Below are 23697 nucleotides of genomic sequence, written 5' to 3'. Positions count from 1 at the left end.
CATGAAAAACCTCCTCCTCCTCCCCGGCGACGGCATCGGCCCGGAAATCATGGCAGAAGCCGAAAAAATCCTGCATTTATTACAAAGCAAAGCCGGGCTGGCGGTCGCGCTGGATTACGCCGACCTCGGCGGTTGCGCGGTGGATGCCACGGGCGAACCCTATCCCGAAGCGACCCGCGCCAAAGCCCGCGCCGCCGATGCGGTGCTGCTTGCCAGCGTCGGCGGGCCGAAATGGGACGGCCTGCCGCGCGCGCAACGCCCGGAAACCGGCCTGCTCGCCATCCGCGCCGATTTGGGACTGTTCGCCAACCTGCGTCCGGCGCAAGTCATGGACGCGCTCATTGACCGCTCCGCGCTGAAACCCGAACGGGTGCAGGGGCTGAACATCCTCATCGTGCGCGAACTCACCGGCGGCATCTACTTCGGCCAACCGCGCGGCATCGAAACCAATGCCGCAGGCGAACGCGAGGGTTACAACACCCTGCGCTACAGCGAAAGCGAAGTGCGGCGCATCGCCCGCGTTGCCTTTGAAGCAGCGCGCGGTCGGCAAAAACGCCTCTGCTCGATTGACAAAATGAACGTGCTGGAAAGCTCACAACTGTGGCGGGAAACCGTCGAAGCCGTCGCCGCCGACTACCCCGACGTTGCGCTGACCCATCTGCTGGTCGATAACGCCGCCATGCAGCTGGTGCGCGACCCGCGCCAGTTCGACGTCATTGTCACCGGCAACCTCTTCGGCGACATCCTCTCCGACGAAGCCTCGATGCTCACCGGCTCGATTGGCCTCCTGCCTTCCGCCTCGCTGCGCGGTGATGGCGTCGGCCTGTTTGAACCCGTGCATGGCTCCGCGCCGGACATCGCCGGCAAAAACATCGCCAACCCCTACGCCATGCTGCTCTCGCTCGCCATGCTGCTGCGTCATTCCCTAAAAGAAGAACGCATCGCCGCGTTGCTGGAAAACGCCGTCAACCAATGCATCAGCGCGGGCTACCGCAGCGCCGATATTGTTGCAGACGGGCAACAAGCATACAGCACCACCGCCATCGGCGATGCCGTCTGCCGCGAGATGGAAGCAGCATTGGCGCGGTCTGTATAAAACATTACTTGCTTGTATAACAACTGCTGCTATAATCTCAATGTTGTTTTTATGATACCGCCGTAGATGCAATACGGCTCAGGAGCACAAAATGAACAGGAATCAAACACCTGCACGTCTGCGCCATACCGTTGCACTGGCAGTCGGTCTGGGGTGCAGCAGTGCCGCCATCTCCATCGGCCTCGGCCCTATCCATGTCAATTCCAGCATCGGCCAGCCGATGAGCGCCACCATTCCGGTAGAAGGACTGACCACCGCGAGTGCCAAAGGCGCCACCGTACAACTCGCCAGCGCGGCGGCTTATCGTGCGCGCGGCATCGAACTGCTGCCGAGCCACCAAAAACTGCGCTTCAGCCTGGTGCCGTCGGGCAAAGGATACGTCATCCGCGTCACCAGTACCGCCAGCATCCGCGAGCCGTTCGTCAACTTCCTCATTACCATCAACAGTAACGGCAGCACCGTTACCCGCGAATACGCCGCCTTCTTCAACCCTGACCCGTTAAACCCCAACGCGGCCGAGCCAATGGCAGTCGTCGAAAAACCGACGCTTGCGGACAGCGACAGCAAAAGCAAGAAAAAAGGCAAAAAAGACAAAGCGGAAAAAGCCGAGCGCGAACTGCTGCCGGTAGGCGAGCCCGAATCACGTGCCGAACTGGCCGGAACCCGCCGTAGCGAGCCGGTGCTGGCCAACCCGAAAAAAGAAAAAGAGCAAAAAGAAAAAGCCAAAAAAGACAAGGCCAAAGAACAACAAATCGCGGCGCGCAAAGCACAAGCCCCGCTGCGCGCGGCAAGCGCCGACAGCGAAGGCTGGGGTGGACACGATCTCGCCTTGCAACAAAAACAGACGCGCCCTGCCCCTGCTGCACGCAACGACAACGGCGAAGGCGGTTACTCCTACTACTCCGCCTCGGTCAAACCGGGCAGCATTCCGGTCGGCAGCAAATACGGCCCGGTCAAATCGAACGAAACCCTGTTCTCCATTGCCAACGCCGCGCGTCCGTCCGATTCCGTTTCTATCCAGCAAATGATGCGCGCCATCTACAACGCCAACCGTGGCTCGTTTGCGCATAACGACATGGGCAACCTGATGATTGGCAGCACGCTGGTCATCCCCGATCCGTCTGCTGCTGCCTTGCCTGCGGGCAAAGCCGTGCCGGCGGAAGTCGCCGACAACAGCGCCAAGGCCAAAGCCGAGGCGAAAAAAGCCGAAAAAGCGGCAAAAGCCGCGGCCAAAGCTGCTGCTGCGGCAGCCGCTGCCGAAGTGGCACAAAACGCCGAAGCCAAAGCCGACGAAACCGCGCAGAAAGAAGCAGACAACAAAGCGGCCGCCGCACCTGTGGTGGAACTCGCACAGAACGACAGCCCCGCGCCGGAAGCGGCGAGCGGTGGCGCAGAAAACGCGCCGCTGGATGGCAACGCGCTGACGCTGGATGGCGCCGATTCCCTCGCGGCCAACCAGGCGAAACCTGCCGCCACAGAAGCGCCGGTTGAACTTGCTGCTGACAACGCGCCGCAAATCGCCGCCAACGACACCCCGGCCGAACAACCGGCGGAAGTCGTTGCCGTACAACCCGAACCCATCCCGAACGAACAGCCGGCAGAAGGAAACGCACCGGTTGCGGTGGAAGTCGCCGCCAACGACGCAGCGCCTGAAAGCGCCGCACCGGCTACCGTACCGGAAATGAAACCTGCTGCGGTCGTCGCCGTCGCGCAAGAAAAACCCGAAGACAAAGTCTCCAGCGGCTTGCCGCTGCCGCTGCTTGCTGCCGCAGGTACCGGCGTTCTCGCCCTCGGTGGTGCCGCTGCCTTCATGCTCGCCAAGCGCAAGCGCCGCGACGACGAAGACAACATGGAAGAATTCTCGCAAGACGCCATTGACCGCCTTGCCGCGGAAATGGACGCGAACGAAAGCCAGAAAGTTGGCGACAAAGTGGGCGAAGTCAAAGTGCGCAACGCCGCGCCTGCCAGCGCTGACCTGGACGGACTGGACCGTCTCAACGCGCAACTCTCCGAACTGGACGACCTCAACAACAAATTCTCCGGCCTGCCCAAATACCGTGACGAATACGACGACGGCGAACCGCACTCCGCGGACGAACTGCCGGATGACTTCTTCAAGGATCTGGAAATCCCGGATGACGAACCGGCCTCTCCGGTTGCCGCCGTCGCGGGGGTTGACCTGCACAAAGAAGAACCGGCTGCGATTGCCGTGCCCGCCGCGGACGACAGCGCCGACGAAGACTACGACTTCTTTGACGACCTGGAAAAATTCGCCGCTGAAGACGATGCTCCGGCCAAACCGGCCGCCGCAGCGCTGGCGAATGGCAATGCCAGCCATGACGCGTTTGACGACTTCTTAAGCCTCGAAAAAGACAGCGCCCCGGCAGAAAAAACCGAGCCGAAGCTCGCCGCGGTCGCGCACGCCGACGAAGCGGAAGCCGCAGACGAATTTGACGATTTCCTGTCGTTTGCCAGCGAAGAAACACCCGCCGCCGCCGTGGCTAAGCCCGAAGCACATAGCGCGCCCGAAGCCGAGGCAGACGAATTTGACGACTTCCTCTCATTTGCCAGCGAAGAAACGCCTGCCGCCAAAGTGGAAGCGCAACCTGCGGCACATGCAGACAAAACCGCTGCCGAACCGGAAGACGAGTTTGACTTCCTCTCCTTCGCCGCCGAAACACCCGCTGCGCCTGCCGAACCTGTCAAGGCAGAACCAGCACCGGCTACCGCAGACGAAGGCGACGACTTTGACTTTATCTCCTTTGCCGAAGAAGCGCCCGCCAAAGCCGAGCCTGCACCGGCGCCTGCTCCCGCAGCAGAAGACGACGGCCTCGACTTCTTCGCCAGCGACGAAGACGAAAAACCGGCGCCGCATCACACCGTCGTCAGCGATGCCGTGGTGATTGCCGCAGAACCGGTTGACGTCAAGGCTGAAGACGAAGCGCTGGATTTCTTCGCGCTGGAAGACGAGCCGGTACACGCGCCTGAAGCGGTCGCGCCGGTTGCTGCCGCCGCGGCAGACGATGAAACGCTGGATTTCTTCAACAGCGACACTGCGCAAGACGTCGTCGTTGAAGCCGCCGAAACCGTGAAAACGGCCGCCGCTCCGCAGCACATTGACCAGCTTGCCGCTGCCGAACCTGCGCCCAAAGCCACCGTTACCATCAGCAAACCTGTTATCGCGCCTGCCGCCTCGGATGCAGACGTGGACGTGGAAGCGATGGAAATCAACCTCGACATGGCGACCTCCTTCATCGTCATGGGCAAAGCAGAAAAAGCACGTTCCTGGCTGGACGAAGTGCTGGAATCTGGTAGCGAAGCGCAGAAAATCCGCGCGCGCAGCATGCTGGAGCAGCTGGAAAAAGTCTGATGACCACACGCTATGCCGTCGGCCTTGAGTACGACGGCACGCACTATGCGGGCTGGCAGCGCCAGCCCTTTTTTGCGGCCACCATTCAGGAACAGCTTGAGTGTGCTCTGAGCCAGGTTGCGGCGCATCCAGTCGAGACCACCTGCGCCGGGCGCACCGACGCAGGCGTGCACGCCACCGCGCAAGTCATCCATTTCGATACCGGTGCGGCGCGCAGCGACTTTGCTTGGCTTGCCGGTGCGAACCGCTACCTGCCCGCCGACATCCGCCTGCAATGGATACGCGCCGTGCCAGCCGAATTCCACGCCCGCTACAGTGCGCGCGAACGCCATTACCGCTACCTCATCCGCCACCGCGCCCAGCCTTCGGCACTGTGGGCGCGGCGTTGCCATTGGCACAAAAAATCGCTTGACGCTGCCGCCATGCACAGCGCCGCGCAAGCGCTCATTGGTGAACACGACTTCAGCGCCTTCCGCGCCGCCGAATGCCAGGCCAAATCGCCGTGGCGCTTCATCCGCAGCATCGACGTACGCGAACGCCACGGCTGGATTGCCGTTGATATCTGCGGCAACGCCTTCCTGCACCACATGGTGCGCAACATCGTCGGCACCCTGCTTGCCGTTGGTGATGGCCGCCGCGATACCGCCTGGCCGGGCGAAGTGCTTGCCAGCCGCGATCGCCGCTGCGCAGGCGTGACCGCTCCGGCGCAGGGACTGTACTTCCACGGCGTCGCCTACCCGCGCGAATACGCGCTGCCCGCCTTCCCGCCTGCCTGGATACCCGATGCATTTTCCTGAACAACTGCCGCTGGCGAACGCCGACGACATCCGCACGCTCGACCGCCTCACCTGCGAACGTCAAGGCATCAGCTCGCTGCAACTGATGGCGCGCGCCGCCAGCTGCTGCACCGCTAAACTGCTGCAACTGTATCCGGACAACCACGACTGGACGATAGTCGCCGGGCCGGGTAACAACGGTGGCGACGGCCTAGTCATCGCGCGCCAGCTCTTTATGCGTGGCGACAGCGTGCAAGTGTACCGCCCGCATAACCGCCCCTGCGGCGCCGATCACGACGCCAATGCCGCCCGCCTCGAACGCCTGCTGCCGACTGCTGACCTCGCCACCTTTACCCCGCCCGCGCGTGGCGTGCTGATTGACGCCCTCTTTGGCGTCGGCACCAACCGCCCGCTGGCCGAACCCTACGCCAGCCTCGTCGCCGCCATCAACCGCGCGCCCGTCCCCGTCGTCGCCATCGACCTGCCTTCCGGCCTGCAAGCCGAGCAGCCGCATGCCCCGAACAGCGCCGTTGTCCACGCCAGCCACACCCTCTGCCTCGGCTGCCCCAAAGCGGCGCTGCTCTGGGCAGAACACGAACCCTACGTCGGCACGCTGCACCTGCTGCCCATCGGCCTTGACCGCGCCGCGCTGGCCGACACCCCCAGCGCGCGCTGGCTCGACCCCGCCTGGCTACGCACGCAACAGCGCCCGCGCCGCCGCTTTGCCCATAAAGGCGACGCCGGACGCCTGCTCCTTATCGCGGGCAGCCGCGGCATGACCGGCGCGGCAGTGATGGCGGCACAAGCGGCGTTGCGCAGCGGCTGCGGCCTGCTTACCACGCACCTGCCCGCCGCCTGCACTGACGCCTACCACGCGCAAGTGATGGAAGCGATGAGCGACGCTGACCCGCACCCCAACCACAACAGCCGCCTCACGCGCGACATTGCCGCTGACGCGCTGCTGCTCGGCTGCGGCCTCGGCACGCACATCGACACCGCCGCGCTGCTGCACGACCTCGCCGAGCGCTACCACGACCGTCCGATGGTTTGGGATGCCGACGCACTCAACCTGCTCGCCGCCGACCCGGCGCTACAAGCCAAACTGCCGCCGGCAAGCGTCCTCACCCCGCATCCGGGCGAATTTGTCCGCCTCGCCGGCCGCCCGCTTGCGCACGATCGCGAACGCATCGCCGCCGCGCGCGATCTCGCCGCCCGCCTGCACGCGGTTGTCGTCCTCAAAGGCAAATACAGCATCATCAGCGCGCCGAACGGCGATACCCTCATCAACCCTACCGGCAACGCCGGGCTCGCCAAAGGCGGCAGCGGCGACGTCCTCGCCGGCATCATCGCCGCCCTGCTGGCGCAGGGCTACCCGCCCTTTACCGCCACCGCCATCGGCAGCTACCTGCACGGCCTCACAGCCGACATCGCCCTTGCTGACAGCTACCTCACCAGCCTCACCGCCCGCGACGTCCTCGCCGCCATCCCCGCCGCGTTGCAAAACCTCTTTCCTGATCCGCTGAATTCCTGAATAAACGCTCACCTCGGCGTATAATCCGCGCCCTCCACATTCAAACCAAAAGAAAAAACCATGCGCACTTACACCCTCGAACTCCCCGGAAAACGCCTGAAGATGAAACGTATCGGCGTCAACAACCCGGTACGCGCCGTCATCGCCGCGCTCTTCCTGCTGCTGGTGGCCGCTGGCATCGCCTGGTGGGTCGCCGACATGGGCAAAGCCATCTATGCCGACTACAAAATTGGGCAGGCCTACCACGCCATCGACGCCGATATCAAAGGCGAATGCAAAACACGCAAGGCCATCTTCACCGGCTGCAAGGCGACCATCCGCCACGACGGACACAGCGTTGAAAAAACCTTCGCCTTCTTTGACTTCTCCAGCGGCGACTATACCGTGACCGCCATCGCCGCCAACGACAACCCCGCCAACATCACGCTGGACATCGCCGTGGACAAAATCATGAACCGCGCCGTCCTTGCCCTCATGTTCCTCGCCGCCCTCCTGCTCTGCCTCTGGCTCGCCCTCTACGGCCTGTTCATCACCCTGCCGCGCAGCCGCGCGCTCCTTGCCGGGCTGAACCGCAAAGAAGCTCAGCCGTGGCAACTGACCGAAATCGAAGCCACGCGCAAAGGCGATCGGGCGACCAGCTACCTTGCCGAACACAACGGCAAAACCGTCAAAATCGGCCTCAACTTCGGCAAAGGCAGCCCGTGGATTACCGGTGACAACGGCGACCGCCTGACCCTGCTCGCCTTCACCCCCAAAGATGGCGACGGCGCCCCCGTCCCCTTCGACGACCAGCTAAAAAGCATCGGCGGCCTGAACAAAAGCGAACGCCGCGCGCTCATCGAACAAATCAAAAACGCCGTCCTTACCGACTAAAAACAGCAAAAGGCTGCCTGCGGGCAGCCTTTTTACATACACCTACCTGAGCGCTAGGGGCTGTTGACAATTGAACACTCCGCCTCCCCTGCAGGGTGAAGCCCGCAGTGGGGGAAAAGTTGGGGGATGAGCGATGTTGCTTACGAGACAAGATTTCGATTTTTCACGTTTGCCGCCCTCACCCTAGCCCAATCTCTTGCTTCGCAAGCAATGCTTGTTCTACAGAGAGAAGGGGGAATTTGAACAAGTTCTAAACACCGCAACCCAGAGTCCATATGACCTCCTTTACAAAAACCGCCACCGAAGACTATCGCGCTGAAGCGAAAGAAATCCTTGTCCTCACCTAAGATTTCCCCGAGGCTCACCAAGCCCCGTACAGCCGCTACTACCTCGGTGCGTGGACGGAAGACGGCGTGCTGCACCGCGAAAGCGTCGGCAGCATCAACTGGTCGGATGACAAAGACAACCCCTTTGCGCCGTTTACCCTCTATCGCCTACTCGTCCGCCCGCATCAGCACGAAACCGGCAATTTCCTGCTACTCACTATCCTGCAACGCGACATTACCGACACTGCACTACAGACGGTACGCGCCACGCTCGTAGAGCGCGAAGCCGAAGAACGCGCCGCCCAGGAAGCATTGCGCGAAAGCCGAATCATTCGACCGGATGCCTACTGGCAGGAAGAGCCATTTCCTGCCTTCGGACAATACAAAGCGTCAAACCAATTTATTGCCGACATGGACTGGCTTGGCAATACCATCAGCGTCTCGCTTGACCAACACCCGGACGACAGTAGCGACATCCCGCCGCCAGCCGCTCTTGCCACCCTGCGCAAACTGTACGCCGCACCGGAAAAATGGCAGGCGTGCCTGGAAAACTGGGCGTGCGATGCGCTGCTCGAAAGCGCGCGCGACTGGCAGGACGACACGGATGACGACGGCGAACCGGTCCCGCCGCTCACTGCCGAAACATTCCGCCAGCGCATCCGCCTGGATTTACTCTCCTGCCGTTATGACGGTAGCTTCGCTGCCTGGTTTGACGATGGCGACCTCTTTGCCGGACATATCATCTATGTTGCCGTAAACCCCGATGGCAGTTTTAGAGAAGCTACTTTTATGGGGTAATATACCTACCCGCTATCGCGTATGTAAATACGGTAAAACCACCTAAGAAGGACCCTGCAATGACCACACAAACCTTCCCCGCTGGCGGCACGCTCGTCCGCTGGCACGACGGCCAATGGCACGTGCCGGACAACCCCTGGATCGGCTGCATCGCCGGCGACGGCATCGGCCCGGAAATCATGCAGGCATCGCGCCGCGTCTGGGACGCTGCCATCAAAGCCGCATACGGCGAGCGCCGCCGCATCGTCTGGTGCGACTTGCCGCTGGGTGAAGCAGCGGCAGGGCAGGGCGGTGACGCCTTCCCGCAGACGACGCTCGCCGCATTGCGCCAATTACGTGTTGCCATCAAAGGGCCGCTGACCACGCCCGTCGGCGGCGGCTTCCGCTCACTTAACGTCGCCCTGCGGCAAACGCTGGATCTCTACGCCTGCGTGCGCCCAGTGCGCCACTACGCGGGCGTACCCTCGCCGATGCGCCGCCCCGAAGACCTTGACGTCGTCATCTTCCGCGAAAACACCGAAGACGTGTACGCGGGCATCGAATACGCCGCAGGCAGCGCGGAAAACGCCAAACTGGCCGACTTCCTGCGGCGCGAACTGGGCGCGCAATTCTTCGACGGCGCGGCGCTGGGCATCAAGCCCGTCTCCGAATATGCCAGCAAACGCCTGATCAAAATGGCGATTGAATACGCCATAGCGCACGGGCGGCGCAGCGTTACCCTCGTCCACAAAGGCAACATCATGAAATACACCGAGGGCGCCTTCCGCGAATGGGGCTACGAAGTCGCGCGCGAACACTTCCCCGGCCTGACCGTGCGCGAAGACGAACTGGACGGCGCCGAGGCGCCCGCCGGCAAAATCATCATCAAAGACCGCATCGCCGATGCAATGTTCCAGATGCTGCTGCTGCGCCCGGCAGAATACGACGTCATCGCCACCCTGAACCTCAACGGCGACTACCTCTCCGACGCGCTCGCCGCGCAAGTCGGCGGCATCGGCATCGCCCCCGGCGCGAACATCGGTGCGGGGCTGGCCGTCTTTGAAGCCACCCACGGCAGCGCGCCGAAACACGCGGGCAAAAACCGCGCCAACCCCAGCTCGCTCCTGCTCTCCGGCTTGATGCTGCTGGAGCACCTCGGCTGGCATGAAGCGGCAGAACGCATCAACCGCGCCTACGCCACGACCATTGCCGAAAAAACCGTCACCTACGACTTCGCCCGCCTGATGGAAGGGGCGAGAGAAGTCAGTACCCGCGCCTTTGCCGACGCCCTCATCGGAAACCTCACATGAACGCACTCGAACACATGCACGAACTGCTCGCCGCCCTCGAACTGGCGCTGCTGGAGGCGGGCTGGTGGGGCGACGCATCGCCGGATGACGCGGCACTCACCAGCATCGAACCCTTCTGCGTCGATACCCTGCGCTTCAGCGAATGGCTGCAATGGGTGTACATCCCGAAAATGCGGGATTACATCGCGAGTCAAGGCGCGCTGCCGGAGCGCAGCGGCCTCTTGGCAATTGCTGAAGAAGCGTGGCGCGGCAGCGCGGAAGACACCCGCGGCCTGCTACTGGTCATGCGCGCGCTGGATGGCCTCGTGAATAACGACGCCGCCACACCGCAGCATTTGCAGGAAGTCCGCCGCCGTTATCAGCGGCATTAAAGAAAAACGCCACGGTTGTGGCGTTTTTGGTTTTGGGGCTGTACTGTCGCACAGGGGTTGCTTTTAGAAGCCTGTTCAAGATTGTGTGGCGAGTTGGGTGTAATGCGGATTGGGATGGGGTGCAAGGCGCAAAACGCAGGCATGGGGCTACTTTGCCAAGTTTGGCAAGGCCGTAGATCGCCCAACCCTGCGCACATGACAACCGCCACGGGATTTTGACTAGGCTCTAAAATCGGTGCTGTTCGCGGCGTTTGTAAATCTGCGCAGGGAGTAGATAAAAACACACCCGCAGTTGCGGGTGTGTCGGGGTGAAGTTAAGTTCAGGAGGTTTTTACGTCGTCCGGTTTGGGTGCTTCTGCTTCCGGGGCGGGTAGCAAGTCGCCGTCTAGTGCCTGTTCCGGGTGTAGCGGGGCGACGCTTTGCCGGTAAGCAACCAGCGCGGCTTCCGGGCGGTTTTTCGCCTCCAGGATTTGTGCGTAGAGCGCAAAGGCTTCCCCGGTCTGGCTGCGTTTGACCGCTTCTTCGATGGCAGCGAGCGCGATGTCCAGTTCTTTTGCTTTATATGCGATGAGCGCTTTGGCGTAGAGGAAGATGGCGTCGTTGGTGTGTTTGTTTTCCCACTGTTTCATGTGCTCCAGTTGGGCGCGGAAGTTGGCGCGGCGCAGTTGGCTGTAGGCCTGGATGTATTCGAGGTCTTGTGTCTGGCGAATTTCGGCGGCAAGCAGTTTTTCGGCTTCTTCGGGGTGGTCGTTTTCGACCAGCGCGCCTGCGTATTGCAGGATCATGTCTTTGTCGCGGCGGACTTCGGCAGGCAGGCGTTTCCACGCCGCTTCCAGTGCTTCGACGCTTTCCCGCGTGGCGGTGTCGTGCAGCAGGCCTTTGGCATAGGTTTTTTGGCGTGTGCTGTATTCGGCTTCTGCCAGATGCGGGCGCAATGCGGGCAGGAGCGCCCAGGCTTTTGCCCAGTCTTGTTGTTTGGCGTAGGTTTCGTCCAGCAGCGCGGTGATTTTGCTGTTGCGCGGTTCTTCTTGGTGCAGTTTTTCCAGCAGTTTTGCCGCTTGTTCGTAAGCGCCGTTTTGGACGTGGATTTCGGCTTCGGCGAGACGGGTCAGGCTGCCGTGCTGGTGGCGCGCGTCTTGGCGGGCGAGCAGCAGGTAGTGGTCGCGGCGTTCTTTGGCATTCTGGCGGTCGGCGGCGATGGCGGCGTTTTCAAAGTAGATGACGGCGTTTTGGCCAAGGCTTTCTGCCAGTTTGCCGCCGCGGTCAAGGTCGCGTTCGGCGCGGCTGTAGTGGCCGGCGAGCAGTGCGGTCATGCCGCTTTTCAGCAGGCGATCGGCTTTGTGCTGGCGACGCACGGCGCTGCTACGGCTGAAGATTTGCGGGCTGTGCCAGAGCCAGCAGAGTGCTTTCAGGATGTGGTAGAGGGCGACGCTGGCGACAAGCGAGAGTAGCAGCCAGACGATGAGTGAGGTTTCGATGTAGTAGGTGTCTGCTTTGAAGATGACGCGCAGCGGGATGAGGTTCACCGCGTAGCCGACGAGGCCGCAGAGGCAGAGGATGAGGAGGAAGAGGATGATGCGCATGGCTTACTCCTTGGCGGCCTGTTCGAGTTTTTCGATCAGTGCGGCGATGTCTGGTGCGTTGCCGCCGCTGTTTTTCAGGGCTTCCAGGGTGGCAAGGGCGGCGGCGACGTTGTCGTTGTTCACGTCAAAGAGGCGCTCGATGTCGCTGTGCAGGCGGTCGGCGGTCGCTGCGTAGGCTGCCTGGTCGTGCAGTTGCAGGGCGTTGCGCGCGTAGGCGAGGTCTAAACGCAGGTTTTCTTTGAGGATAATTTGTAGTGCGTCGTTTGCCTGTATCCAGGTAAGACCGGCGTCGTCGATTTCACGCACGGTGATGGTTTTTTTGAGGATGTCTGCGCCGATGCCTTTCAGCCGTTCTTTCCAGTCGGCTGCTTTGACGGTTTCTTCGTGCGCGAGCGGGTCAACGTTTTTGTACGGCCAGGCGGGCAGGGTGGTGATGATGGCGTCGATTTGTGCCGCCGGGGTTGCCTGTGCGGCCAGTACGGCGTAGTCGCTGCGCAGTTTGGCCAGTTCGTCCTGGTATTGGGCGTAGTTGCTTTGGCCGAGGTTGAAGAGGGTGTAGGTTGCGCCCGCCTGTTCGAGGTAGGCTTTGGCGGCGTTGTAGTTGCCGTCGTTCGCCGCGATTTGTGCCATTTTCAGGGCGTTAATCAGCGGGAAGGGGTTGATGCTGTTGTTGCTTTGCGCCAGCGCGTGTTCGATGAGTACGCGTTTTTCGTCTATTTCGCGGGCGAAGGTTTGTGCTTTGTCGTCGATTTGTTGGACGGCTGCTTTGGCTGCAGCTTCGCTTTTTTCGACGGCAGCGATTTCTTTGCTCAGATCTATTTTGGTCTCACCCTGGGCAAAGGTGGCGAGCGCTTGTTTGATGAGGCTTTCTGCTTGCTCGCGGTTGATGCTGTTGGCAGCGACGAGTGCTGCGATTTGGTCTTCGCTCAGTTGGTTGGCGGCGATGGCGGTGTTAATGGTGCTGTCGAGGTTGTTCAGTACTTGCGCCTGTTTGTTCAGTGCTTCGACGCGCAGGGTGAGGTCATCGACTTGGCCGGTGCTGGCGAAATGTTGTAGCGCGCTTTCTTGGGCTTTGGCTTGCAGGGTGAAGGCGCGGTCGTAGCTGTCGGAGAATTGTTTGAGGGCATAGATGCCTGCACCTGCTGTCGCGATGCTGACGAGCAGCGCCAGTAATGCCAGTCCGCGTCCGGTTTTCGGTGCGGTAGGCTGGTGCTCAAGCGGCGCTTCCTGCGCCACGACGGGGCTGGTTTCGTGCTGATTTTCGGGTTGTTTTTCTTCAGTCATGGCGTTGCTCCTGGGTTTGTGTCCACCAGCGGCAAATGGCTGAGATTTGCCGGGTTTCGCTGGCATCTTCGGCGAAGATGGTCTGTTGAAAGCCTTGTTGTTGCGCGTATTGCGCCACCCTTGCGCTGATGGCCGCGATACAGGCGCGGTATTTTAGCAGCTTTAGTTTTTCTTGCGGGATTATTGCGAGCAGGTGGTTGAGGGTTTGCTGGCTGGCAATGGTGATGATGTCGGGCAGGGGGAGTGCGTCTGGCCAGACTGCGGTCGGGTTGGTACGGCGGTAAGGGTAGAGGGTGTGTACGGTGTTGTTTTTGTTGAGTGTGGCTGCGAGTTGTTCGCGTCCGCCGGGGGCGGCGATGAGGGCGATGCGCATGCCGCGCGGTTGCCAGTAGGCGAGCAGCGCTTCGCTGTTATACGGCGCAGGCGCGGTGATGGTAGGCGGGGAGGGCAGGGCGGCGGCGGTGGTTTTGCCGATGGCGACGGTTTGTTGGTCGCGCAACGGGTATTGTTCTATGAGGTGATGAACGGCGGCGGCGCTGGTGAAGACGAGAACGTCGCTGTGGTCGAGGATGGCGCGGTCGGTAGCGCTGAGCGGCAGAACGCGGGTTGTCATCAGCGGCAGGTGCAATGCGCTGCCGCCCAAGGCGGCGATGCGCGCGCGAAAGGCGGGGTAGTGGGCAGCATCGCGGGTGTAGAGGAGGGTGCAGCCGCTCAGTTCATTCATGCGAGAGTGTTTGCAGGATGTCGCGCGCACCGTCGGCAATGAGACGGGCGGCGATGTGATTGCCCAGGGCTTCGGCATCACGGCGCGGGGCGTCGTCTGCGGCGCTGAGGTAGCGACTGCCGTCCGGCATGCCGATGCGCGCGGCGAGGTGAATGCGTTCGCCGTGCAGGGCGGCGTGTGCGGCCAGTGGCACCTGGCAGGAGCCTTCGAGGTGGGTGTTGATGATGCGCTCGGTATGCACGCAGAGGGCGGTGTCGGCGTCGTCCAGCGCGGCGAGCAGCGGGTAAACGGCGCTCGTTTCATGGCATTCGATGCCAATCGCGCCCTGGCCGATAGCGGGTAAGGATTGTTCCGGCGGCAGTTCGGCGCGGATGCGCGCTTGCAGGCCGAGGCGAATCAGGCCGGCGCAGGCGAGGACGATGGCATCGAAGTCACCGCGGTCCAGTTTGTCGAGGCGGGTTTGCACGTTGCCGCGCAGGTCCAGCAGTTTGAGGTCGGGACGCAGGCGGGCGAGCTGCATGCGGCGGCGCAGGCTGCATGTGCCGACGCGCGCGCCTGGCGGCAGTTCGGCGAGGCTGGCGTAGTGGTTGCTGACGAAGGCGTCATGCGGGTTTTCGCGCGGCAGGATGGCGGCGATGCGGAAGCCTTCCGGCAGGTGCACGCCAACGTCTTTCATGGAGTGAACGGCAATGTCGGCTTCTCCGCGCGCCATCGCCTGTTCCAGCTCTTTGATGAAGAGTCCTTTGCCGCCGATGCGGGCAAGCGGTGCGTCGAGGATTTGGTCGCCCCGGGTGGTCATCGGCACGAGGCGGACGGCAAGGTGCGGATAGTGCGCGCGCAGGCGAGCGGCAACGTGTTCGGCCTGCCACAGCGCGAGTTTGCTTTCGCGGGTGGCAATACGGATTTCGCTGATGTTTGCGGTCATGCGGTTGTAGAATGCGCGGAAATTTCGCGGAGTTTACTGTATGCACAAAGCAAAAACCAACAGCGCCTGGGGCGGCCGCTTCCAGGAATCCACCGACGCTTTCGTCGCCGCTTTTACCGCCTCGGTCGGCTTTGACCAGCGTCTCGCACAGGAAGATATCGCCGGCTCACGCGCGCATGCAGCGATGCTGGTCAAACAGGGGGTGTTAAGCGAGGCCGACGGCGAGGCGATTGCGCGCGGGCTGGACGCGATAGCCGATGAAATCGCGCGCGGTGAATTCGTCTGGGATACGGCGCTGGAAGATGTGCATATGAACATCGAAAAACGCCTGACCGACCGCATCGGCGACGCGGGCAAACGCCTGCACACCGGGCGCTCGCGCAACGACCAGGTGGCGACCGACATCCGCCTTTACACCCGCGCTGCCATTGAGCGCATCCTCGGTGAAATCCGCCGCCTGCAAGCCGCCATCGTCGCCCTGGCCGAGCGTGAGGCGGAGACCATCATGCCCGGCTTCACCCATTTGCAAGTCGCGCAACCCGTCACCTTCGGGCATCACCTGATGGCGTGGTACGAGATGCTCGTGCGCGACGCCGGACGCTTCCGCGACTGCCGCGAGCGCCTCAACCAGTCACCGCTCGGCGCGGCCGCCCTGGCTGGCACCACTTATCCCATCGACCGCCACATGACCGCCGCCGCGCTCGGCTTTGCCGCGCCGTGTGCCAACTCGCTCGATGCCGTCTCCGACCGCGACTTTGCGATTGAGTGCTGCGCCGCCGCCGCGACGCTGATGATGCACCTCTCGCGCATCGCCGAAGAACTCATCATCTGGAACAGCGCCGCCTACCGCTTCATCGACCTGCCCGACCGCTTCTGCACCGGCTCGTCCATCATGCCGCAGAAAAAAAACCCGGACGTGCCCGAACTAGTGCGCGGCAAAACGGGGCGCGTTTACGGCCACCTCGTCGCCCTGCTCACCTTGATGAAAAGCCAGCCGCTGGCGTACAACAAAGACAACCAGGAAGACAAAGAACCGCTGTTTGACACCGTGAACACCGTGCTCGCCTGCCTGCGCGCCTTCGCCGACATGATTCCGGCAATAGAAGCCAACCGCGAGGCGATGTACCGCGCCGCCGGGGCGGGTTACTCCACCGCGACCGACCTCGCCGACTACCTCGTGCGCCGTGGCGTGGCGTTCCGCGATGCGCACGAAATCGTCGGCCGCGCCGTGCATCTCGCCATCGAACGCCACACTACGCTGGACACGCTGCCGCTCACCGACCTGCGAACCCTCTCGCCCGCTATCGGCGAAGATGTCTACGAAAGTCTGACGCTGGAAGGCTCGATAAACGCGCGCGACCACTTCGGCGGCACCGCGCCCGTACAGGTTAAAGCCCGGATCCAACAGGCAAAAGAAAAGTTGCAGAATTGACACAACGCCCGTTGCAAAATTGCACTACTCTTTTGCCCAACCCACAAACACACGGAGCTTAACCATGAAAAATACCCTTATCAAAACCTCGCTTGTCGCTGCCATGATTGCCGGTCTTGCCGCCTGCAGCAGCGTAACCCCGCCGAACCAGTCCGGCATGACTACCGCCCGTAACGCCGCCATTGGCGCCGCCGTTGGCGCTGCCGCTGGTAACCTCTGGGGCAAGGACACCGAAGCAACACTTACCGGCGCAGCCATCGGCGGCCTCATTGGCAGCCAGGTCCGCACCCCGGACGGCAGCGGCTACAACAACGGCGGTTACGCCCAACCGCAACAGCCGGCCTACAACGGCGGCTACGGTTACCCGCAACAACAGCCGACTTACAATAACGGTGGCTACAACAACGGCGGATACTACAACGGTGGCTACCGTCGCTAAGCACCCCGCTTAAAACCATCCCGCAGCGCTGCGTGTTTCCCTTTCGGGGCACGCAGCGTTTGCGTATGTGCACGCCTGCGTATGTGCACGCCTCGTTTCTCGCGCTATCGGGACAAAAAACATTGTAAAATGAAAAGCCCAAACTTCATCCAACCCTAAACAATCCAAGGAAAGCCCATGAAAACCCTCATTCCGTTCGCCACCGTTCTCCTGCTTGCCGCCTGTGCGGCACCGCCGCGCATGGAAGCACCATTGCAAGCACAAGCCCCTGCTCCGATGGGCATGGAAGGACCGAGCAGCATCGGCCAAAACATCATCGGTTACAAGCACAGCCGCTACGCCAACCAACCGAATGAAGTAAATAACGCCCTGTGGGGTGCCGCTCTCGGCGCCGGTGCCGGACAAGCAATCGGTCATGACACCGAAAGCACCGTCTATGGCGCAGCCGCAGGCACGCTTGGCGGTTACTTCGGCAGCAAGCTGATTCGCTAAACGCCCGCGAAACCATAAAAAATCCCCGCTCATGCCGGGGATTTTTTATTTCGTTACCCCATCAAGTGACAAAGCAAAGCCCCAGACTAAACAGCAAATTGATGGCGCAGGTGATGAGAACGATGGCTTTCAGTTCGCGGCCGGCGCAGACGGGGTCGGCGGCGCGGAAGATGCGCTGGGCATGGCGGGCGAGGGCAGGGCAGGCGAGCAGCCAGAGCAGGCTGGCAGGCGCGATGACGGCGTAGGCGAGGTAGCACAGCACGGCCGCGGCAAGCAGGGCGAGGTGAAAGGTTTTACTGCGGGCAAAGCCGAGTTTGACGGCGATAGTGCTTTTGCCGACGGCAGCATCGCTATCAATGTCGCGCATGTTGTTCACATGCAGCACGGCGGCGGAGAGCAGGCCGCAGCCGGTTGCGGGCAGAAGCACCGCCGGGCGGTAACTACCGCTTTGCAGGTAGTAGCTGCCGATGACGCCGAGCAGGCCGAAAAAGCAGAAGACACTGACTTCGCCGAGGGCGTGGTGACCGTAGGCGTAGCGGCCGACGGTGTAGGTGATGGCGGCGAGGATGGCAAGCGCGCCAAGCAGGAGAAACAGCAGAAGATCGCTCCAGCTCGGCGAGCTGACAGCGAGCAGGGCGATGCCAAAGGAGAGGCTGGCAAGCACGCCCGCCGCGAGCAGTTGGCGCATCTGTCGGATGCTGACCGCACCACTGGCGGTGAGGCGGCGCGGCGCGCTGGCAGGGCGGTGGCGGTCGGTGCCGCGCACGCCGTCACCGTAGTCGTTGGCGATGTTGGAGAGGATTTGCAGGGAGAGGGCCGTCAGAAGCGAGAGGAGGAAGACGCTGAATCGCCAGGCGCCGTGGGTGTAGGCCAGCGCGTTGCCACAACAGATGACGGCAAGCGCAAGCGGCAAGGTGCGCGGGCGCGCCAGTTCGAGCAGGGTTCTCATGAGATTGTATGGGTATTTATAAATTTATAGCGGTTTTGGCGCGCAGATTTTGCCTGATTGCTTCGTAAAGGACAACCGCGACGGCGTTGGAGAGGTTGAGACTGCGCGAGGTCGGGCGCATCGGCAGGCGGATTTTCTGTGTGTTTTCAAGCTCGGCATGAATGAACGGCGGCAGTCCGGCGGTTTCGCTGCCAAAGAGGAGGACGTCTTCGGCGCTGATAGTGGCGTCATAGAGACTGCGCGTACCTTTGGTGGTCAGCGCCCAGATGTTGCGCCCGGCAATGTCCGCGGTGAATGCTGCCCAGTCGTCGTGGTGCCGGATGTCGGCGAACTCGGCGTAATCCAGCCCGGCGCGGCGCAGGCGGCGGTCGTCCCAGGCAAAGCCGAGCGGGTGGATGAGGTGCAACACCGCGCCGGTATTGGCGCAGAGGCGGATGATGTTGCCGGTGTTGGGCGCGATTTGCGGTTGGTAAAGGGCGATGTGTTGCACGATGAAGGCTTAATGTTGGCGAGGCAAAGGGCTTGTATGGGAGGCTTCTAGGCGGGTAATCAGCCGCTGTACCACCAGCCAGCACACTGGCGCGGTCAGAATCGCTTCTGCCATATGGCCGAGGATGATGCCGCGCGGGCCGAGCAGCCAGGCGCCAAGGCTAATGAGTGGCAGCGCGCCGAACATCAGCCCGGCGAGGTTGGATGCGGTGGAATAGAAAGGGCGGCCGAGGTTGTTGTAGGCGGCGTTGATGAAGAAAATCATGCCCTTAAAGCCAAAAAGGAGCGAGGCGCCGCTGCAGTAAAAGCGTAGCAGGGCGGCGGCGTTGTCGTCGAGTTTGAACCACTGCGGCAGCGCGTCGCGCAGCAGGAACAGCGAGAGACCAATGACAGCGACGGTCAGCCAGTTGAATTGCAGCGCCGCCGTGAGCGTTTGCCGCACGCGGTCGTAGCGCGCCGCGCCCGCGTTCTGCCCGACGATGGGGGCGACTGCGGCGGAAAGTGAAAAGAGCAGGGCGAAGCCGACCGGGACGAGACGGATGATGACGGCGAAGGCCGCGACAGCATCGTCGCCAAAGGGCGCCATTTGTCGCGCCGCATAGGCGGTGGCGAGCGGGCTGGTGAGGTTGGTGAGTACCGCCGGCACGGCAATGGCGACAATCGCCGGGATGTTGAGCGCGAGCAGGCGCGGGCGCAGCGGGGGGCGCAGGCGGTAGCGGTAGATAACGACGTACCAGGCAGCAACGACGAGGACAATCTGCGCAGCGAGCGAGGCAAGGGCGGCGCCTTGCAGTCCCCAGCCGCAGGCGAAGATGAGGATGGGGTCAAGGACGGCTTGCGTCACGGTCGCGCTCAGGCTGACCAGCATCGCCAGGCGCGCACTACCAAGGGCAAAGAGGGTTGAAGTGCCGCAGTTGCCCAACGCCAAGAGCGGCAGGCCGACAAGGATGATGCCGAGGTAGTTGGCGGCATGGTGCAGGGTGGCGCCACGGGCGCCGAGGGCGGCGAGGATGGGCTCGCGCGCGAACCAGGCGAGGGCGGCAAGCAGGCTCAGCAGGAGGAAGCTGAAGATGGAAGTGTCCCAGGCGTAGCGCGCCGCGCGGTGGCGGTCGCCACTGCCGATGGCACGGGCGACCAGCACGGTGGTGGTAATGCCAAGCGCGATGGCGACGGCGCGGATGAAATAAAGCGCGGCGGCGGCAAAACCCATGCCGGCGATGAGGTGCGCATCGTCCAGGCGGCTGATAAAGAGGATATCGACGAAATCAACGATGAAGGTGGCAAGGATGCCGACGCTGCGCGCCAGCGTCATGTTGATGAGATGGCGCCAGAGGTTGCCGGCGATGAAGGGGGCGGTCGCGGGAGTGGGGGGGCGGTGCATAGGATTTTCGAGAAAACAAAGGCGCGGATTTTAGCGGTTTTTGCGCAACTTGTAACAAAACGCGACCGTTTCTCCTATTTCCTGCGGCAAGACGAACCGCCATAAAGATTCAGTGTATTTTCCATAAAATCGCAGCACTTTAACCGAGGCTTCCGCTTTCGTAACATTCTCAGGAGAATTACCGAGCCATGTAAAAACGCCATCCGCCGTCATAGTGGCGACTGTTTCTGTCGCTCGGGAGGACTCCGGAATATCCCGCCAGCGAGCACAACGGCGATGCCCGAAGCAAAGAATATTGCCATTTCTGCTGCTGTTGTACGCCTTACCGGCCAGCGACGATTAACAGCGCAACGTCATACTCATAACAAAGCAAACCTGCCAATGTCGCACATCGCAGATGAAAACAGGCGTTTTACGGCACGGCGTACCGGGTAAATTTTAAAGGCGAGTCGCACAATACGATTACAGGCAACTTCAGACGCGTCAGGCTGGTCTCCCACGTCACATACATAACTTCCTAGAATTAATATTATGACAAGAAATGGCCGCGATTCTGGCCTGCTACGCGCCTCAGGTTGAATTCTGCTATTATCCGCGCCGTTTTTTTGTAACACGGATATTTACCATGACTTTTACCGATACGCATCGTCGCATCGTGCTTGCGGTTAGCGGGCTGGCTTCCTGGGCGTCCATCGCCTTTGCTTACTATTATCTGGAAAAAACGCTGTATCTCACGCCGTGCAACCTCTGCATGATGCAGCGGCTGGCGTTCGCGCTCATTGGCTTTTTCTTCTTGCTGGACGCCATTTTTTGGCCACAGCAACTGGTGGCGCGTTATCTGATGCGCCTGTTCAAGTATCTCTCGGTTTTCTTCGGCATCGGGCTTGCCGCGCGTCATCTTTATATTCAGAGTCTGCCGCCGGATCAAGTGCCGGCCTGCGGCTTTGATTTTTATACGATGATGGACAGAGCGCCCAATGTTTTCAAAGGCTTGATTGAAGCGATGCACGGCGATGGCGACTGCGCCATTCCCGATACTTTTCTCGGATTGCGAATTCCCGTTTGGTCAATGATTCTCTTCATCGGGTTGCTCGTCATTTGCGTGGTTTGTGAACGCGCCAAGCGTCAGCGGGATTATTGATGCTACGCAGACTGCCCTCCTTTGCCCTTATCGCCGCGCCCCTGCTCGGCGTCCTTTGCGCGCTAGGTTTGTATTACAGCGACCGTCTTGCCAACCCGGCGCTGAAATATCACGCCTATTTTTTCTTGCTTAACGGCACGCTGGCGCTTATCCTCAACTGGCGCCTGCTCTCCGAAGCAGGCGCGCGGCATAAGGCCTGGGCAGGCATATTGCTATGGCTTGCCTGCACGACCGCCTGCGATTTTTATATACAGCAGCAATTTCAAACGCTTTGTGAAGACGACTACTTTCGTTACACGCCCGCCCCTACCCTGCTTCTTTCGCTCGTCACGCAAACCGGCGGTCTGCTTCTTGCGGCTTTCTGCGAGAAATCACCGCAGCGCCCGGCGGATATTGCCCTCGCCGTCTGCACTAACCGATTTATTTTCAACGGATTGCTCTACGGCCTTTTCATCGGTTCTACCGTGCTGATTTTTGGCCTCGGTTTCGCCCTGTTGCGCCTGGTTAATATTGACCTTTGGCGCTTTTTGGACGAGCCGGGACAGCAAATGCTTGTCGGTCTCTGCGGCGGATTGAATCTGCTCATTCTCAACCTTGCCCCGCTGCCGGAACGCGAACGCCCTTTCCCATATCTGCATATCTTTCAGTATATTGCCCTCGCCTTCGCCCTCTTTTACCTTGCGGTACTGCCCTTTGCCAGCGCCCATATCGACAGCGGCCAACGCCTCACCATCGCCGCCGCCCTCTGGTTGCTTGCCATATGGCTGTATGACCGCGAACAGCCGCGCCGCTGGACCAATCTGCTCACCGCAGCGGTCGGCATCATCCTTGCGCTCCTCAGCCTGCACGGCATCATGGTTCGCATCAACGCTTATGGTTTGAGCGAAGAACGCGCTTACGCCTTGTTTCTCGCCCTCGCCCTGTTGCTTGCCCACGGCGGACTGCTGCTGAAAATGCTTGCTCTGAACCGGAAAACCGCCGTAGCACAACGCGCTTTCACCACGACCATCGCCCTGCTCGCCATCTGCACCCTCATCACGGTGCTTCTGCCGCTGCCACGCTGGGTGTTAGCCAGCCAGGTCGCGCGCTATACCACTGGCGGCGCTGATCCTACGGAATTGGCGGAGAATTACCTTTTTAACCGCTACGGCAAGGCGGGCAAACGCGCGCTCGCCGAAATCCATACCTGGCATGGCGATAGCGAAGCAGTGGCGGCGCTCAAAGAAGCCGAACTGTCGCCTGAAGAAAAAAACGCCAAGGCACAAGAACGCTTCCGCGCCGCGTTGCAAGCCTTCCCTGCCGATTACCAGCCGGATGAAGCCATCCTTGCCGCCGCCTACGAAGCGAGTCACGAAGGCTTCCCGACCGCACTGCTGCAAACCGACGCCGACCACGACGGCACCCCGGAAATCCTGCTCCTCGGCTGGGATAGCGACAAACAATGCCACGTCCACCGCTACGACAGCAACCAGCAGCGCTTCAACTACCTCGGTTACAGGGATTGTGGTACTGACCCCGCCGCTGCCCTGCGCCAGCATAGCATCCGTTACGAACGCTCGCGCTACGACGACATCATCATCGGCGACTTGCGCCTCAAGCTGAACGACTGACATGACGCCAAACAACCCCGTCGCCGCCGCGATTCTCAACGACCTCGCCCACGGCGACGCCTTTGTCCGCATGACCTACCAGGGCGCGGCACACATCCTCCCCGTCGCGCTGCGTGACGACGTCCATCTTGCTGACCTGCTCGGCATTGACGCGCAAAAAACCGCGCTACTCGCCAATCTCGACCATTTTCTGGACGGCAAACCCTGCCAGCACATGCTCCTCTGGGGCGCACGCGGCACCGGCAAATCCTCGCTCATTCGCGCCGCCTTGCTGCACTACCGCGCCCGCGGCCTGAAAAGCCTGCAAATCGCCTGCGACGACCTCGCCGACCTGCCCTTCCTCCTCTGGACACTGGCGCACAGCCCCGCCCCATACCTCATCTACATCGACGACCTCTCCTTCAGCGCCGGCGACGGCAGCTACCGCGCGCTCAAAGCGGTGCTGGACGGCGCACTCGGCGGCATCGCTCCTAACTTGCTGCTCTGCCTCACCTCCAACCGCCGCCACCTGCTCGCCGAATACCACCGCGACGACCGCGCGCTACATCCGCAAGAAGACGAAGAAGAACAAGTGTCGCTGGCGGAACGCTTCGGCCTTCGCCTTGCCTTCCACCCGCTCGACCAGGAACAATACCTCGCCACCGTGGCGCATTGGCTGGGTCGTCCGCTGGATTTAGTGACGCGACAAAAAGCGTTGCAATACGCCCTCGCCCACGGCTCGCGCAGCGCCCGCGTCGCCGCACAATGCGCCCGTAGTTTGCGCTGAATGTGCACCATCATGAAACAGCCATAAGTACGCAGTTTTTGTCTTATTCAGC

21 protein-coding genes are annotated in these 23697 nt (G+C 61.6%); 14 read left to right on the top strand and 7 right to left on the bottom strand.

Features of this window, described 5'->3' with window-relative positions:
• The first annotated feature begins 1 nt into the window (after position 1).
• The 8 genes from leuB to EL199_RS09040 all read left to right on the top strand — a co-directional run bounded on the left by leuB (position 2) and on the right by EL199_RS09040 (position 10430).
• A complete protein-coding gene (leuB, locus tag EL199_RS09075) occupies positions 2-1096 on the top strand; it encodes a 3-isopropylmalate dehydrogenase (RefSeq protein ID WP_004142099.1) in 1095 nt (364 codons plus the stop codon).
• A gap of 91 nt (positions 1097-1187) precedes the next feature.
• Positions 1188-4466: a FimV/HubP family polar landmark protein gene (locus EL199_RS09070; protein WP_004142101.1), complete on the top strand. Its 3279-nt coding sequence runs from the start codon at positions 1188-1190 to the stop codon at positions 4464-4466.
• Positions 4466-5263, top strand: a complete 798-nt coding sequence (gene truA, locus EL199_RS09065; RefSeq protein WP_004142103.1) for a tRNA pseudouridine(38-40) synthase TruA — start codon at positions 4466-4468, stop codon at positions 5261-5263. The genes EL199_RS09070 and truA overlap by 1 nt, the downstream gene beginning before the upstream one ends.
• Positions 5250-6773 carry an NAD(P)H-hydrate dehydratase gene (locus EL199_RS09060; protein WP_126316064.1) on the top strand — a complete coding sequence of 508 codons (1524 nt, stop codon included), beginning with the start codon at positions 5250-5252 and terminating at the stop codon, positions 6771-6773. The genes truA and EL199_RS09060 overlap by 14 nt, the downstream gene beginning before the upstream one ends.
• A 60-nt stretch (positions 6774-6833) precedes the next feature.
• A complete protein-coding gene (locus tag EL199_RS09055) occupies positions 6834-7646 on the top strand; it encodes a hypothetical protein (RefSeq protein WP_004142108.1) in 813 nt (270 codons plus the stop codon).
• A gap of 413 nt (positions 7647-8059) precedes the next feature.
• On the top strand, positions 8060-8770 hold the full coding sequence (locus tag EL199_RS09050; protein WP_004142110.1) for a DUF2262 domain-containing protein: 711 nt from the start codon (positions 8060-8062) through the stop codon (positions 8768-8770).
• Between the two features lie 59 nt (positions 8771-8829).
• Positions 8830-10059, top strand: coding sequence for an isocitrate dehydrogenase (NADP(+)) (gene icd, locus EL199_RS09045; RefSeq protein ID WP_004142112.1), 1230 nt, complete (start codon positions 8830-8832; stop codon positions 10057-10059).
• Positions 10056-10430: a YqcC family protein gene (locus EL199_RS09040; RefSeq protein WP_004142114.1), complete on the top strand. Its 375-nt coding sequence runs from the start codon at positions 10056-10058 to the stop codon at positions 10428-10430. The genes icd and EL199_RS09040 overlap by 4 nt, the downstream gene beginning before the upstream one ends.
• Before the next feature lie 320 nt (positions 10431-10750).
• On the opposite strand, the gene EL199_RS09035 is transcribed toward EL199_RS09040, so the two are convergent.
• From EL199_RS09035 to hemC, 4 genes are read right to left on the bottom strand one after another with little or no spacing between them, the layout of a single operon-like run.
• The gene (locus EL199_RS09035) at positions 10751-12013 is read right to left on the bottom strand and encodes a heme biosynthesis HemY N-terminal domain-containing protein (protein WP_004142115.1); all 1263 of its coding nucleotides are present in this window, start codon (positions 12011-12013) and stop codon (positions 10751-10753) included.
• 3 nt (positions 12014-12016) lie between these two features.
• Complete coding sequence (locus EL199_RS09030) at positions 12017-13297, bottom strand: uroporphyrinogen-III C-methyltransferase (RefSeq protein ID WP_004142116.1); 1281 nt, start codon at positions 13295-13297, stop codon at positions 12017-12019.
• On the bottom strand, positions 13290-14021 hold the full coding sequence (locus EL199_RS09025; RefSeq protein ID WP_004142118.1) for a uroporphyrinogen-III synthase: 732 nt from the start codon (positions 14019-14021) through the stop codon (positions 13290-13292). Before EL199_RS09025 ends, EL199_RS09030 begins: the two co-directional genes overlap by 8 nt.
• Positions 14014-14946, bottom strand: coding sequence for a hydroxymethylbilane synthase (gene hemC, locus EL199_RS09020; RefSeq protein WP_004142119.1), 933 nt, complete (start codon positions 14944-14946; stop codon positions 14014-14016). The genes EL199_RS09025 and hemC overlap by 8 nt, the downstream gene beginning before the upstream one ends.
• A gap of 40 nt (positions 14947-14986) precedes the next feature.
• Between hemC and argH the strand changes: the two genes are divergently transcribed.
• The 3 genes from argH (at position 14987) to EL199_RS09005 (ending at position 17309) form a co-directional block, all read left to right on the top strand.
• The gene (gene argH, locus EL199_RS09015) at positions 14987-16378 is read left to right on the top strand and encodes an argininosuccinate lyase (RefSeq protein ID WP_004142121.1); all 1392 of its coding nucleotides are present in this window, start codon (positions 14987-14989) and stop codon (positions 16376-16378) included.
• 64 nt (positions 16379-16442) lie between these two features.
• On the top strand, positions 16443-16817 hold the full coding sequence (locus tag EL199_RS09010; RefSeq protein ID WP_004142124.1) for a glycine zipper 2TM domain-containing protein: 375 nt from the start codon (positions 16443-16445) through the stop codon (positions 16815-16817).
• Between the two features lie 177 nt (positions 16818-16994).
• Positions 16995-17309, top strand: a complete 315-nt coding sequence (locus EL199_RS09005; RefSeq protein ID WP_004142126.1) for a YMGG-like glycine zipper-containing protein — start codon at positions 16995-16997, stop codon at positions 17307-17309.
• Positions 17310-17370: 61 nt separating this feature from the next.
• Here the strand turns inward: EL199_RS09005 and menA are convergent, their stop codons facing one another.
• The 3 genes from menA to EL199_RS08990 are packed head-to-tail and all read right to left on the bottom strand — an operon-like array spanning position 17371 to position 20128.
• Positions 17371-18258 (bottom strand): 1,4-dihydroxy-2-naphthoate octaprenyltransferase, encoded by an 888-nt coding sequence (menA, locus tag EL199_RS09000; protein WP_004142128.1) that lies wholly within the window; start codon positions 18256-18258, stop codon positions 17371-17373.
• 16 nt (positions 18259-18274) lie between these two features.
• Complete coding sequence (locus EL199_RS08995; protein WP_004142131.1) at positions 18275-18748, bottom strand: tRNA (cytidine(34)-2'-O)-methyltransferase; 474 nt, start codon at positions 18746-18748, stop codon at positions 18275-18277.
• 9 nt (positions 18749-18757) lie between these two features.
• Complete coding sequence (locus EL199_RS08990) at positions 18758-20128, bottom strand: MATE family efflux transporter (RefSeq protein WP_004142133.1); 1371 nt, start codon at positions 20126-20128, stop codon at positions 18758-18760.
• A gap of 625 nt (positions 20129-20753) precedes the next feature.
• On the opposite strand from EL199_RS08990, the gene EL199_RS08985 reads away from it, so the two are divergent.
• From EL199_RS08985 to EL199_RS08975, 3 genes are read left to right on the top strand one after another with little or no spacing between them, the layout of a single operon-like run.
• Entirely contained in the window at positions 20754-21269 is a 516-nt protein-coding gene (locus tag EL199_RS08985) for a disulfide bond formation protein B (RefSeq protein ID WP_040355577.1), read from the top strand.
• Positions 21269-22879: a DUF4153 domain-containing protein gene (locus EL199_RS08980; RefSeq protein ID WP_004142139.1), complete on the top strand. Its 1611-nt coding sequence runs from the start codon at positions 21269-21271 to the stop codon at positions 22877-22879. Before EL199_RS08985 ends, EL199_RS08980 begins: the two co-directional genes overlap by 1 nt.
• Position 22880: 1 nt before the next feature.
• A complete protein-coding gene (locus EL199_RS08975) occupies positions 22881-23645 on the top strand; it encodes an ATP-binding protein (protein WP_004142142.1) in 765 nt (254 codons plus the stop codon).
• Positions 23646-23697: the final 52 nt, after the last annotated feature.

It is taken from the genome of Cardiobacterium hominis, from assembly GCF_900637305.1.
Taxonomy (GTDB): domain Bacteria; phylum Pseudomonadota; class Gammaproteobacteria; order Cardiobacteriales; family Cardiobacteriaceae; genus Cardiobacterium; species Cardiobacterium hominis.
The sequence above is the reverse complement of the archived record's forward strand: the minus strand, read 5'-3'. Positions and strand labels throughout refer to the sequence as shown.